Genomic DNA, 13,907 nt, shown 5'->3' on the forward strand with positions numbered 1-13,907 from the left:
TAAGCGAGGAAAAGTAGGGAGGTGTACAGTTTCGTAGCGTGGCAATTCAGCCAACACTACTTGTGGATCATGCTGCGATAGAATTTACTTGCAAAACAAAATCATTTGCAGAGATAAGTTCTAGACCTTTTATCTTTCTACCTACTATTTTTTCTATGGCAGCATAGTGTTTCCTGAACATGTCAAGTATGTCAAGATCTTCAACTATAAGCACTTCAGCACCACGGTCATACGCATCTAAAAGTATGACACCTGCTTTTTGTAAGGCAAGGTCTCTGTTCTCTTCCAATATCCCAAGTCCGGCAAGTTTTCCAGATCTTGAGAAGTGCACACCTTTCATACCTTTTTCAGCGATCAGTTTGTGCATGGTATCATGGGAAGCAGGGCCATGATAATGTGCGACCTGTTTTTCTTCCAGATTTTCAATCGTCTCAACAGCTCTTTCGGGTACAGCAGCTTCAATCTCTTTCTCCTCTTTTTTGGAAAAGCGTGCTATCAGTCTTGCACAGAGAGAAGGACCTTCTTCCGGTTTAGCCATCGCTTTGAGTTCATTGATCGCAGCAGTATGGTCCTGGGCATTAAAGAGGTTGTTTTCATATTCACAGTCAAACAATCCCGAGTTCACAGAAGTGATCGCCTCAAGTATCGCTTCTTTATGTTCTGACCCTTCTGTGATCATTTTATGTGCCAGAACGAGTACTGCATCACCGATGTACTCACGGTTAAAGTTTTCTGTCTCTGATGCATAGTGAAGTGCATACAATGTTTTGTAGTATGTTAGATCTGATTCTGAAGCATAAGGAGCCAAAAGTTCAAAACTTTCCATAAAGTCACTGTCATTGATCTTCAGTCCATCATTGGAACGATAGCTGTTTGCCGGATCGATCTGTAAAGAGGTTCCAAGTCTTTCCACCAACGCTGAAACAGGTTGCTTCGCCTCTACAACAAGACCGTTGATCTTCATGATAAGTTTTTGTTTCGGAAAACTGAAGTTTTCGTTCTCTTCTTGTATCTTTACAAGCAGGTCTTTCGCTGTCGCATCCTCATTCACCCGGATCGTGAAGTTTTTGTAGTAAGGCAGATAGTCTGTTTTCGCATTAAAAAAGAATGCTCTTATTTCAAGTGTATATGACATAGGTATTTCCTTAATAAAGATTATTTAGTATAACTTATACAACTATGAATGAGACTATTTGACTCTTACTAAAGCGAAAACACTTGAACTATGTTACAATTCTACCAATTCTAAAGATCTAAGCGCTCAAAGGACAGAAACTATGCCCAAACAGGATAAAGAACAATACCTTATAAACAACCTAGCTTCGAAGTATGTAGGTGATGATGCCGCTGTTGTAGGAGATACGCTTTACAGCATGGATGCTTTCTTTGAAGATACACATTTCAAACGTGAATGGATGAGCATAGCACAGATAGGACGTAAAGCGATGCTTATCAACATTTCTGATGCCATTGCCATGAATGCTCAGCCGAAATTTGCTCTTATTACCGTCTCTCTGCCTCACAGTGTTACTGAAGATGAGATAGATGAACTCATGAATAGTATGGACAAGACAGCAAAAGAGTACGGTTGTGAGATCATCGGAGGAGACACGATAGGAGGAGACAAGCTTCATCTCTCTATTACGATCATTTCGAAAAGTGATACCCCTCTCTTACGTACAGGATTAAAAGAGGGGGATCTGTTAGCCTATACAGGAACACTGGGAGAGAGTAAACGAGACTTTGATGCTCTTTCCAGGGGTGAAAAAATAGCTGATGATTCCCGCTTTTTTGAGCCTACTTTAAGGTCCGAATTTGTAACCAAAGCAAGACCTTTTTTACGGACAGGTATGGACATCTCAGATGGACTCTTTTGCGATACGAACAAGATGTTAGATATTAATAAATATGGATTTCATGAATTTGAAAAGATCGACGATGAGATGGGGCTTAGCGGAGAAGAATATGAAATGTTGGTAAGTTTTGCACCGGAGCATTACAGTGATGTCATGCGGATCGCCGAAGAGACCAATACCCCTTTAACCGTCTTTGCCAAAGTGGCTAAGAACAGTGATAGGTATAAGTGTAAAAGTCACCACTTTTAGTCAGTCAAAAAGCTCATTGGCTTTGCCATTGAGCCTTTATCTGTCGTCTAAATGCTTCATGCACTTCATCCAGAAGCATCTTTGCTTCCTCCCCAAATACAAAGACACCTTTAAACTCTTTTTCTACCGATTTGATATAGGTGTGAAGTGCTTCCTTTTCCAACGCTGTTTTTGGAGGGGTAAAAAGGTATTTCATCCCACTCTCTTTGTCATAACTTTTTCTTGCTGTTTCTATATAGACCTTGCTTGATATTAATACGACCGTATGATCCGGGAGCATTTCATACTGCTGTATCCTTGCTCCGTAAGGGCTGTCATACGCTTTTCCTTTCCTGTCCCAAAAACTGTAAAGTGTGATAGTTGTACCGTTGATCTCATAAGCGCCTTCTTGTATGCTTTTATCTGCACAGGTACCTGTTTTGTCTTTTAAGATCAAACTCAATACAAAGGTGAGGTCATTGTTGCGTTCTTCTTTATAAAACTTCATCACTTCACCTTTAGAGTCATAGATCTCATAGGATTCCGTGACTATGGAAAAGTCCTGATTTCCCAGTGTGACATGTTCAAGCTCTGCAGTAGCGAAAAGCATATTGACGGTTAATACTATGAGAGAAAAGAGTTTCATGGGACCTGCTTTGAAATATTTCTGTTGGCTAAAGCGCTCGGGTAGTGACGTTTTACTGCGATGGATTCTGCTCTTTTTCTTAATGAAGTCTCATCCAGCTCTGTAGCATGTGTAAAGTCACGTTTACCCAGTATATCGGCCTTTAGGTACCCTAATTCAATGAATTGTTTCGCAATGGCATCTATCATATCCAACACTGAAGAGACTTTGACGATCTCGCATCTGGCATAACGCTCTCTGGGGAAAGAGACTTCCGCCACACGCAAGGTCGGGTCATCACCAGGGATCTGCTGTGCACCAAAAAGCGGTTTGCTTCCTACCGTTGCCGTATGAAATGAGGGAATATACTGAGAGAGATGTTCAATCGCAGCTTTTGTACGTTCTTCTGTCTCCTCTTGCGTCCAGGATTTTTCTATCTTGTCTATAAAATCCTGCCCCAATCTGGGTTGGCAGCTTACAAGAGAACTTGAGACCAGCCCATCTTCATAGAGTGTGATCTCTTTGGTCATGCCATGCAGTTGAAAATAGCCTCCGGGGTAGGGAGTGAATTGTCCCATACCTCGAGGTGTACCACGCTCTCCATGAAAAACAATTTCGGGGAACTGTGTACCTTCAGACCCATCCCAGTGACTCACATAGGCTGCTTTGAATTCTACCATCGACTTACAGGGTGCACCTAAAAGATCATCGATCTTGCCTGTTTTAAAGCCCGCAGCATTGATGAGATAATCAAAAGAATCTGTATGGCTGACATCTTCTTTGACATAACTTATATCCCAGCCTTCAGTTTGAACATTTTGCTGTACATTATAGACGATACTTTTTGTATGGAGTGTGACGCAGTCCAGTGCTTCAAGGGTCATTGCTACACCGGCTGAAAGCCTGAAAAGGTTGAGTCCGTACTCCTGGACGAGAACAAGAGGGAACTGTACTTTATCCAGATCGATGTTTTTGGCTACAGGTATCATCCATTCGTCAGATGTTTTTGGTCTTTGGACCAATGCTTTTTCTCTTAGTCTTTCTATCTCTTCTTTGTTGTAGACCTGATAATAGTTTTCCGGTTTTCCCAGCACTTCATTCTTGGGGTCTTTGGCGATATGTGCTTTATACTCCTCTGTCAGTAACTTAAGACGTGGAAGCAGTGCCTCAGGCGTGGAACTGTCGGTAGTGGGTAAGACTATCACTGTAGGTCTGTAGTCTACGACAAAAGGGTAGAAGCGTAAAAAGTCTATGGATTGTTTCAGTAAAGCGATACACTGTGCATCAGATATTTCACGATAAAGATTGCCCCCGGCATGCAAATGACACCATGGCGGCCCACTCACTAAGCTTTCATCCTTTTCAAACAGTGTCACATGTAGTCCAAGCTGACCAAAGTAGAGCGCTGCACTTGAACCCGCAGCACCTCCACCAATAATAGCAATTTTGGCTTTACTCTTTTCTATCATACTCATAGCAGTGCGCTTAACTCCGAAAAATCATCTATGATATATGTTGGGTCATATATCCCGATCTCTTCTCCATAATTATACCCATACGTGACACCGACACTCTGCATGCCACACGTTTTTGCAGCCAGGAGATCATTTTTGGAATCACCGACCATCACACACTGATCTACAGTTACATCCATATGCTCGCATGCATGCAGTAAGGGGAGGGGGTCCGGTTTCTTCTTCTCCAGACTGTCTCCTCCCAACCAAAAGTCAAACACGCCATCAAGTCCCAGCGCTTCCAGGATAGGGCCGACAAAATTAAAAGGTTTATTGGTCACGATCACCAAACGGTACTTTTTCTCTTTTAAGGTATGTAGTGTAGTAGCTACATTGGGGTAGGTAGCCGTATCGATACAAAGATTCTGTCCATAGAACATTAAAAAGATATCTAAAGCCTTTTCAAACAGTGCCGGATCGAGATTTTCATCTATCTCTGTCTGCCCTGATAAGGCACGTTTGACCAATATTTGTGCCCCGTTGCCCACCCAGTAGCGAATCGTATCTTCACTGAATGTCTCACGCTCTAATGCTTTTAACATATGATTGACTGCTGATGCCAAGTCCGGTACACTGTCGATCAGTGTGCCATCCAGATCAAATAAAATGACCTTTTTTTGAGTGAATTTCAAATTTAAAACCTTCTTCTGACTTTTTATATATAACTTATTTATATTATTCCGGTTGATTATACATTTTTTAGCTAAAAATGCTTAATCTACAGAAAAGTTGCAACTTTCATACCATGCAGTGTTACAGATTTGGGTCAATGGGCCTGTTTGCATAGATGGAGAGAAATTTTTGATATTCTTCATAGTATTCTCGGTATTCCTCTTTAAGCACTTCATTCATTTCAAAAGTGATCTCATCGGTATACGCTTCAAATGTACCTGTCGGATTTTCTTTCTTCCAATGATCATATTCAACTTTTTCAAATAAGCCAAAAGCGGCAACTCCCATGACCGGCATGGCAGACAGGGTTCTCTGGATCTTTGCTTTAGCCCTTTCTCTGGCTTTTACTTTTGCCAATTTTTTCTGATACTTACGCTTTATCCTGGTTATTTCTTTCTCATGGGACTTCTTGAGCCTGGATACTTCTTTTTTGTGCTTAAGTTTTTCGGATACCACAGCGGTAAGTGCTGCGTTTTTCAAGCTCTCTTGCCAAAGAGAATATCCTTTCACTCCTCCTAAGACTAAAGCAATGATGATGATCATAGATACATTTTTCATACATTAAGCCTATTATTTAAGATGGACGTTCAAATCCTTTTTTCTGATGCTACTATAGTCTCTATGGAATATTATATAGCAGTTAACTTAGAAGCTTCTCAGGTAAAAAGCGTAGTAGCAGGATGAAGCAAATATATCTCACAATTCCTCTGAACTAGAGATAGGTAATTAATCACTTTTCAGCTAAAATATCACTCACTAAAACAGAAAGAAGCCCATGAAACTGATCTACCCACTGAACGTCAAAAATGAATTTGTTTTTAACTCTTCTCCTAGAGATTTTACCGTAGAAGAGATACCTCTGTATGAATTTACGGGGGAGGGTGAGCACCTGGTACTCAAAGTACGAAAAAAAGAGTTAACGACATGGGAGATGCTCGATATCATCTCCAACCATGTAGGTATACGCCGCCGTGATATGGGCTATGCTGGGTTAAAAGACAAACATGCTATGACGATACAATATATCTCTCTGCCAGCGAAATTTGAAGAGAAATTGGCAACATTTACCCATGAGAAGATAAAAATACTTGACAGTACAAAACACAACAATAAGATACGAGTAGGGCATCTAAAAGGAAACCGTTTTAAAATTCGTTTGAAAAAAGTGCTTGGTGTCCAAAAAGACAAATTGGACTCTGTCATTCACTGGATAAAAGCCAATGGTGTTCCAAACTATTTTGGTAACCAGCGTTTCGGCACGGATGGGAACAACTGGGAAGATGGGAAAAAACTCATAGAGGGAACACTCAAAATACGTGATAGAAAAACGAAAGAGTTCTTGATGGGTGCTTACCAAAGCTACCTTTTTAACCAGTGGCTCTCCAAGCGTATGGAACTCAATCACTTGCTTGAAAAATTCACTGAAGCTGAGACCGAACAGGTGATGAACTTGCCTGAAGGCTCACTCAGGGGAACAAAGTCCCAGCCGAACTTCTTTAAACTGGTAGAGGGTGATGTGATGATGCATTACCCTTACGGGCGTTTATTTACGGTAGAGAACCTGGAAGAAGAGGCGATACGCTTTCAGGCTAAGGATATCGCACCTGCAGGACTGCTTCCTGGGAAAAAAACAAACAGGGCCCAAGGTGTTGCCGGTTTGATAGAAGCACCTTTTGCAGAAGATATGAATTTAAATGGTGCCAGACGCTATGCATGGATACAGGTAACCGAGATCAATAAAAACTATGTAGAAGAAAAAGCCCATTATGAACTGAGCTTTGCATTGCCTAAAGGCTGTTACGCTACAAATGTTTTGGACGTTCTAAGAGGCGGAGAAGACACCGGAGCTTAGATAAAAAATCATTTCACACGTATTGCACACTTCTGGTTTATGATTTAATTCAATAACCACTACAAAGGAATGTAGCATGATAAGAAGTAATCTTAAACTTATAGGTGCAGCAAGCATACTTACTTCAGCATTGATCTTTAATGCGTGTAATCCACAGGAAAGAGCATTTGCTACTGGAGTAGGGGTTGGTGTTGTGGCCGCCTCAGTCTACAGTCATCCTCACTATTATGGTCATCCATACTATTATTACGATGGCAGATATTACTATGGTGGATATTATCGTAACGGATTTTATTATTATAAAGGACAGAGGTTTAGAAACGGCCACTACTACCATAGGGGATATAGATACCATCATGGACACAGTTATCGTGCACGTGTAGGTAAATATGGTTATTATCAAAATAGAAAACAATATAACAATCGCCACAGATATAGATAGTCACTGAAATTGTAAATTGAAGGAAATTTTATCTTAGATACAGCAACGTTGGGTTTGTTTCGTTGGTAGTCGAGACAATGATGTTTTTCTAAAAGGAGGAAGAATAAAAAAAACTGCCATACCTAAGATATGTGCGAATTTTATCTAAATAAGATAAATTTAGTCTTAATTTAAAACTTATAAATAAAATTTGTTCAAATTATTTTAATTAACCTAACACACAAGCCAGTTTTCTATTTTGAAGATCTCCTCTGTAGCAGGCATTCCTTTCCACCCATTCGATTCCAGGTACATCATTTTATTTCCAAAATATCCAACAATGTATTTTTCTTTATAGATAGGAAATGTCCCTGAATGCAACATGGCAAAGATATCTTCATGGCTTTTGGCTGTTTCGTAATAGCTGAAGTCAAAACTATGCAGGGCTATCAGAGCTGTTTGCAGCATCTCATTGTTATGCATAGCACTGCTTAATACATAGTAAGAGGGGTAAGGAACAGCAGGGTTGTCCAGTAGGTCACAGATATATAATCTTTCTTTTTTCTTGTTATACATGGCGGTATTGTATGGTAAAGGGTCATAGAAAAGCTAAAAATATGTCAAATTGCCATATTTTTAGCATCAACACTGTGAGGCATCTCACTGCTACATAGAGAGTACACAAATTTTAACTATAGTTATAACAAATAAAAAAATAGGTTGTTATAATGAAAGTATTGATCGTTTACTACTCAATGTACGGACATATCTACAGGCTGGCAGAAGAAGCTGCTGAGGGAGTCCGATCTGTTGCAAATGCAGAAGCTATCCTGCGCCGGGCTCCAGAGACGTTATCCGAGGAGATATTAGAAAAAATGGGTGCAACTGAAGCCCAGAAACAGCAGTCACATATACCTGTATGCACTGTAAAGGAGCTGAGTGAAGCTGATGCGATCATTTTCGGTACACCTACCCGATTTGGAAATATGTGTGGACAGATGCGACAATTTCTTGATGCTACCGGAGAGCTATGGTCTAAGGGATCGTTGGTAGGGAAAGTAGGAAGTGTGATTACGAGTTCAAGTACCCAGCACGGGGGACAGGAATCAACGATATTGACCTTCCATGTTACTCTCCTGCATCAGGGTATGATCATTGCAGGTTTGCCTTATACGTTCGAAGGACAGAGGATGATGGAAGAAATAAGTGGCTGCTCTCCCTATGGTGCATCAACGATCGCTGGAGAAGATGGCAGTCGATTCCCAAGTAAAAATGAGCTTGACGGAGCACGATACCAGGGTGCCTATGTCGCAGAGATCGCAAAGAAACTCACAACGTGATGAAAAATACTCTAAGAATCTGCTTCAGAGGTACGGCTTGAGAAACATCCCAATTCAGATGTGGAGAGAAATTCCAGTCCTCTATCATGCCACTATTCAATCAGATACTGTATAAAAAAGAGATAAAGTCAGTCGTGGCGTAGATAAAGAGGCTTTGGTACGCGGCCTAGTTTGGTAGAGCATCACTTTTATATCTTCATAGAGCGTATCCGAATGCATTACCAACTGCCGCCGCCTCCACCTCCGCCGCCGCCTCCCGAGAAACCACCTCCACCTGAAAAACCGCTGCCGCCATTGGAACTTTTGGAAGGTGATGTGGATGCTGCGCTAACAGAAGAAGAGAATCGACCCAGACCTGAAATATCTCCATGATACCAATACGGTGGGTTCACATGCAGTATATCATAGAAGGAGAGCCAATGGTCCGCTTCATCAAAAAGAACGGCATACGGCAACATCGTTTCCAGATAAAGCGGATCCATTTCCAAACGTCTTTTGATCTCATCTTCTTTTACACGTTTGATGAACTCTTTTAATCCCAGTAGATGCTTCGATGTATAGGCACCTTTTCGTGTAAACTTTCCTATCTTTCTATAGGTTAAAACCAAAGCTGCCACCAGTACGATCAAAACGCCTAAAGGACCCAGAATCAATTCATTGAGATGTATCCCCTCTTTGTGTATGGCAATAAAAGGCATCATTCCTGCTACTGCGAAGATAAGGCCTGTGATTTTAGAGAACCAGTTTCTATTCAATGTCATAACATTGAGACCTACACCGCCAAAGACCAGTGGAAAGATAAGAAGAAAAATCACCTCTTCTCCAAACTTCACATAGAGGTTGTAGAACACCAATCCCACCACAGGTAATAAAAGTAAAATACTCTTAAACAAAAAGTTTCTGCGTACTCTTTGTGGATTCTCGACCATATACCCATCTGCCACCGACCAAGTATAAAGGTTGTCATTGATATATTTGAACCCTTTCTGCAGAGCCGATGCTTTTTCTTCGGAACCAGAGGAGAGCACAAAACTGTTTTTCCCTTTAAAAAGTACCTGTTCAAGCAGATACTTCTGGTCCATTCTTAAATCTGATGTCTCACTCTCTTTACGTATCAAAAGAGGGTCAAGTTTCTTCTCTCTTTGGTCTATCTCCAGATGCCCCAAATGTGCCAGTTCAAGTACAGCTGCTGCAAAGTCTTTATTGTCAGCGAACTTGTCCAGAACAAGTCCTGATTCCAACAGACTCAGCCCTTTGGGAGGATCATATTGCACTGCTATGGACCGTTTGTCGACAAATCCTCTATTCTTCGTGTAGGTATGATAAAAATAGAACAAAAAACCGACCAATGCAGCCCAATGAAAATGGGCCAAAAACCACTCCGTAAAAGTGGCTTTGACATTCTCCAGTCCATTTTGATCTAAAATATCGGCCGGATATGCCAGCTCGACCGTTGCTCCTTCATAGGGATAAAGTTTTGCTGCTTTGACTTGCAGATGTCTTGGATCTACCCACATACTTGTAGCAGAAGAAGCCTTTGAGCCATAATGGCCTGTATACGTTGAGAGTGCAATATCATGTTGACTGAGGGAAGAGGGTAGGAAAAAATTTGCTTCAATATTGGTAATAGGGACCTGCCATCCTGTACCGATGACATTCCAACGTATCGCATCCTCGTCTTCATTCTGGGCAGCAGGAAGCACCCCTTTTTTCACACGGTAAGCGATCCTATAGTGGTGTTCCTCCGTGATATACCTGTTTGGTGAACCTATTTTCAGACGTAAGACATCTCCTGCCTGTGTAGAAGCAAGTGTGGACTGCTGCCACTCTACGATTCCCCCGTCAAGCTGTACCGAAAAGTTATAGAGCCCCAGATCTTTTATAAGATCGTTTCTTTTGACGGTGTAGGGAATATCTCGAAAGATCCCGTGCTTATTTCTACCTTCAAAGTCATACGTAATATACTCTACGATAGAGAGTTCACCACTCTGTTCTACCGTAATATCTATCTTATAGTTTGTAATCTTTTCAGCGTAAGCAGAGGCATTCAACCCCCAAAAGAGGAGGATGAGGATCAGTAGTTTTTTCATAAGGCTAAAAGTCTATTTTAGGCATCTTTTTCGCAGCTTCGGCTTCACTCTGATCCAGTTCAAAATACTCACGCGCGGTAAAGTTAAACTTTTTCGCTACATACAGATCAGGAAAAGAATCAAGTCTATAGTTATAATCTCTTACGATGGCATTATAGTAACGTCTTGCATTTTGGAGCGCATCTTCTATACTTGACAATTCATTTTGAAGGTTCATAAATGTGGTATTCGCCTTGAGATCAGGATAGGCTTCTGCCAGAGCAAAGAGTTTACCCAGAGCCCCGGAGATCATATTGGCTGCGGCAGCCTTTTCTTCTATACTTCCTGCATCCAAACCCTGTTGGCGTGCCTGTATCACTTTTTCAAGCGTCTCTGCTTCATAATCCTTATACCCTTTGACCGTATCGACCAGTGCCGGGATAAGATCGTAGCGACGCTTCAACTGAACATCGATATCGGACCATGAAGCATCTATACCCGTACGCAAAGATATGAACCTGTTATAGATGACCACAAGATAAGCAGCTACAGCTACAATGATGAGTAAAACAATATTTCCAAAACTCATTTCTCTTCCTTTACATGTTGTATGTTGTATGGCTTTATTATAACCAAAGATACTATTTTACTCTTCTAAATGTTCTTGCTCTTCCTTGAGGATATAGATAAAAGTATCTACGTCGAGTTCATCATATCTCTCAACACTCACAGCAGTACGGATAAACTCATCTCCTTCAAATTCATCGAGATATTCCCAATGCTCATCCAGATTCCGTGAGTAGAACAGGTAACCATGAACCGTATCGCCATGCGGGTCGAGTTTGATACCCGGATACCCCATAGAAGCCGACCAACCCGCGCCTATAAGGTTTCCTCGAACCGTTGCAGGGACAAACTTACCTGTGATATTTTCCAGTACATGACCATTGGGACAATTTGGCATCAGCGTACCGTATACAAACAGTGTTTCCATCTTTGACCTTTGATTTAGTAAAAGAATTCTAGCATAGGTTTTATTTGGTACACTCTTTTCTCTGACTCATAAAGTAAAATTGACTACAATACAGCAAACAATAAAAGGAAACTTATGGCTTATGATCTTCAGAACAAACTTGTAATTGCCATCTCTTCTCGTGCACTCTTTAGTCTTGAAGAAGAAAATAGCATCTTTGACAAAGAGGGATTAGAAGCATATTATAACTATCAGCTGTCTCATTTGGATGAACCATTATCCAAAGGTTCTGCATTTAAATTTATACAGAACCTGCTTGCGATCAATAAAAAATTTGACAACAAACTCATTGAAGTGATCATCCTTTCTCGCAATAATGCTGCGACAGGCTTACGAATAGGACGATCCATAGAACACTACAAACTGGATATAGAACGAACAGGCTGGACCGCAGGTACACCTGTAAGCAGGTATCTTGAAGCGTTTAAAGTAGACCTGTTTCTTTCTGTGCACTCCCCGGATGTTGAGGAAGCAGTAAACTCGGGAGTAGCTGCTGCGACCATACTCCCACACACCCCTATCACCTCTGAAGAGAGTGATATGGTAAAAATTGCCTTCGATGGAGATGCTGTCTTATTTGGAGACGAAAGTGAAAGAGTCTATCAAGAAAAAGGCTTGGAAGCATTCATCGAACACGAACGTCAAAATGCCAAAAACCCGTTAAGCCAAGGACCGTTTTTCAAGTTTCTTAAAACAATATCAGAGATACAGGACAAGTTCCCTATGGAAGGTTCACCGATCCGTACAGCACTGGTGACGGCAAGAAATTTCTCCACACATGAAAGAGTGTTAGGTACCTTAGAGGGATGGGGTGTACGTGTAGATGAAGCTTTTTTCCAAGGCGGTGTACAAAAATACGAAGTCGTTAAAGCGTTCGGTGCTGATATATTTTTTGATGACCAGGATACGCATCTAGAACATACATCCAAAGAGACCCCTTCTGCCAAAGTCCCATACAGACGTTTATAGTATTTAATATTATACTACTTTTCCTTGGTATCAGATGCGTTAAATATTATTTCCGTTTTTCGTAGAACTCTGCTTTAAATGCATCAAACCTTTGTGCTTGTATCGCCTCTCTCATCTGTGTCATCAAGTGAAGATAGTAGTAAAGATTATGGATCGTTGCGAGCCTGAAGTAGGTGATCTCTCTTGCACGGAAGAGGTGGCGTAAATAGGACCTTGAATAGGTTTGGCAGACCATACAGCCACACTCAGGATCGATGGGAGCTTCATCCGTCGTGTATTCAGCCTTTTTGATATTGACTTTACCAAAACTTGTAAAGAGGGTTCCGTTACGCGCATTCCTCGTAGGCATTACACAGTCAAACATGTCCACACCACGTGCAACGTTCTCGACCAGGTCTTCAGGAGTTCCTACACCCATAAGATAACGTGGTTTCTCTTCGGGCATGAACTGCGTGGTCCACTCTACCGTGTCATACATATCCTTATTTGATTCTCCTACGCTGAGACCGCCAATGGCAAAACCGTCATAATCCATCGCACAGAGTTCTTTGGCTGATTTCTCACGAAATGCTTTATCGGTACCACCCTGGATGATCGCAAAAATGTTTTGATCGACACCGATACCTTCTTTCTGCTTGGTTCTGAAGTAGTCTATGGATTCCTCTGCCCAACGTGTGGTACGTTCGATACTCGCTTGGATACGTTCCTGGGTAGCTGGAAGGGCAACAAGGTCATCAAGTATCATCATAATATCCGATCCCAGGTTATGCTGGATATCTATCACTTTTTTGGGCGTAAAATAGTGTTTGCTTCCGTCAAGGTGACTTCTAAAATGAATACCATTTTCATCTATCTTGACATTATCTGAAAGTGAAAAAGCCTGAAACCCGCCGCTGTCTGTCAGAAAGCTTTTAGGATACTTCGTAAATCCATGCAGTTTACCCATGGTTTTGATCGTTTCATCACCCGGACGCATGTATAAATGATAAGTGTTCCCCAGTATGATCTCCGGCTTGATGAATGTAGCAAGATCGGTTGCATCAAGTGCCTTGACCGCACCTACCGTACCTACAGGCATAAATACCGGTGTTTGTATCGTAGAATGGGCTGTTTTTATCGTACAGGCTCTTGCTTTACCATCTGTTTTATCTATCTGAAATTCCATTGTGTTATAATATCCCTCAAAAATAATTACGGAAGTATATCTATATTTTACAAAATAAGACAAAAGTGACGCTTCATATGACACCTGTACTATACGTAGGAAAAGTCGTTACATACCTTTGACTTATGGGTAAATGGTATAAAGGATCCTCATCAAAAATATA

General features: G+C 41.2%; 15 protein-coding genes. 5 read left to right on the plus strand and 10 right to left on the minus strand.

Features of this window, described 5'->3' with window-relative positions; genetic code table 11:
* Positions 1–67 precede the first annotated feature (67 nt).
* Positions 68–1,135: a hypothetical protein gene (locus LDM98_RS02130; protein ID WP_223897690.1), complete on the minus strand. Its 1,068-nt coding sequence runs from the start codon at positions 1,133–1,135 to the stop codon at positions 68–70.
* 142 nt (positions 1,136–1,277) lie between these two features.
* Between LDM98_RS02130 and LDM98_RS02135 the strand changes: the two genes are divergently transcribed.
* A complete protein-coding gene (locus tag LDM98_RS02135; protein WP_223897691.1) occupies positions 1,278–2,105 on the plus strand; it encodes a thiamine-phosphate kinase in 828 nt (275 codons plus the stop codon).
* Between the two features lie 13 nt (positions 2,106–2,118).
* Here LDM98_RS02135 and LDM98_RS02140 read toward each other — a convergent pair whose 3' ends face one another.
* The 4 genes from LDM98_RS02140 to LDM98_RS02155 all read right to left on the minus strand — a co-directional run bounded on the left by LDM98_RS02140 (position 2,119) and on the right by LDM98_RS02155 (position 5,453).
* On the minus strand, positions 2,119–2,730 hold the full coding sequence (locus LDM98_RS02140; RefSeq protein ID WP_223897692.1) for a hypothetical protein: 612 nt from the start codon (positions 2,728–2,730) through the stop codon (positions 2,119–2,121).
* Positions 2,727–4,184 (minus strand): FAD-dependent oxidoreductase, encoded by a 1,458-nt coding sequence (locus LDM98_RS02145; protein WP_223897693.1) that lies wholly within the window; start codon positions 4,182–4,184, stop codon positions 2,727–2,729. Before LDM98_RS02145 ends, LDM98_RS02140 begins: the two co-directional genes overlap by 4 nt.
* Complete coding sequence (locus LDM98_RS02150; RefSeq protein WP_223897694.1) at positions 4,181–4,855, minus strand: phosphoglycolate phosphatase; 675 nt, start codon at positions 4,853–4,855, stop codon at positions 4,181–4,183. Before LDM98_RS02150 ends, LDM98_RS02145 begins: the two co-directional genes overlap by 4 nt.
* A gap of 121 nt (positions 4,856–4,976) precedes the next feature.
* On the minus strand, positions 4,977–5,453 hold the full coding sequence (locus tag LDM98_RS02155; RefSeq protein ID WP_223897695.1) for a hypothetical protein: 477 nt from the start codon (positions 5,451–5,453) through the stop codon (positions 4,977–4,979).
* A 217-nt stretch (positions 5,454–5,670) separates the two neighbouring features.
* On the opposite strand from LDM98_RS02155, the gene truD reads away from it, so the two are divergent.
* Together truD and LDM98_RS02165 are read left to right on the plus strand one after the other, a co-directional pair.
* A complete protein-coding gene (gene truD / locus LDM98_RS02160) occupies positions 5,671–6,747 on the plus strand; it encodes a tRNA pseudouridine(13) synthase TruD (protein WP_223897696.1) in 1,077 nt (358 codons plus the stop codon).
* Positions 6,748–6,823: 76 nt separating this feature from the next.
* Complete coding sequence (locus LDM98_RS02165) at positions 6,824–7,189, plus strand: hypothetical protein (RefSeq protein ID WP_223897697.1); 366 nt, start codon at positions 6,824–6,826, stop codon at positions 7,187–7,189.
* Positions 7,190–7,402: 213 nt separating this feature from the next.
* On the opposite strand, the gene LDM98_RS02170 is transcribed toward LDM98_RS02165, so the two are convergent.
* Complete coding sequence (locus tag LDM98_RS02170) at positions 7,403–7,744, minus strand: hypothetical protein (RefSeq protein ID WP_223897698.1); 342 nt, start codon at positions 7,742–7,744, stop codon at positions 7,403–7,405.
* A 152-nt stretch (positions 7,745–7,896) separates the two neighbouring features.
* Between LDM98_RS02170 and wrbA the strand changes: the two genes are divergently transcribed.
* A complete protein-coding gene (gene wrbA, locus LDM98_RS02175; protein ID WP_223897699.1) occupies positions 7,897–8,508 on the plus strand; it encodes an NAD(P)H:quinone oxidoreductase in 612 nt (203 codons plus the stop codon).
* Between the two features lie 218 nt (positions 8,509–8,726).
* Here wrbA and LDM98_RS02180 read toward each other — a convergent pair whose 3' ends face one another.
* The 3 genes from LDM98_RS02180 to LDM98_RS02190 are packed head-to-tail and all read right to left on the minus strand — an operon-like array spanning position 8,727 to position 11,571.
* A complete protein-coding gene (locus LDM98_RS02180) occupies positions 8,727–10,598 on the minus strand; it encodes a DUF2207 domain-containing protein (protein ID WP_223897700.1) in 1,872 nt (623 codons plus the stop codon).
* Positions 10,599–10,602: 4 nt separating this feature from the next.
* Positions 10,603–11,166, minus strand: coding sequence for a LemA family protein (locus LDM98_RS02185; RefSeq protein WP_223897701.1), 564 nt, complete (start codon positions 11,164–11,166; stop codon positions 10,603–10,605).
* Between the two features lie 57 nt (positions 11,167–11,223).
* Positions 11,224–11,571: a gamma-glutamylcyclotransferase gene (locus tag LDM98_RS02190; RefSeq protein ID WP_223897702.1), complete on the minus strand. Its 348-nt coding sequence runs from the start codon at positions 11,569–11,571 to the stop codon at positions 11,224–11,226.
* 114 nt (positions 11,572–11,685) lie between these two features.
* On the opposite strand from LDM98_RS02190, the gene LDM98_RS02195 reads away from it, so the two are divergent.
* A complete protein-coding gene (locus tag LDM98_RS02195) occupies positions 11,686–12,579 on the plus strand; it encodes a 5'-nucleotidase (RefSeq protein WP_223897703.1) in 894 nt (297 codons plus the stop codon).
* 46 nt (positions 12,580–12,625) lie between these two features.
* On the opposite strand, the gene tgt is transcribed toward LDM98_RS02195, so the two are convergent.
* Positions 12,626–13,744, minus strand: a complete 1,119-nt coding sequence (gene tgt, locus LDM98_RS02200) for a tRNA guanosine(34) transglycosylase Tgt (RefSeq protein ID WP_223897704.1) — start codon at positions 13,742–13,744, stop codon at positions 12,626–12,628.
* Positions 13,745–13,907: the final 163 nt, after the last annotated feature.

This window comes from Sulfurovum sp. TSL1, from assembly GCF_019972135.1.
Classification (GTDB): Bacteria; Campylobacterota; Campylobacteria; order Campylobacterales; family Sulfurovaceae; genus Sulfurovum.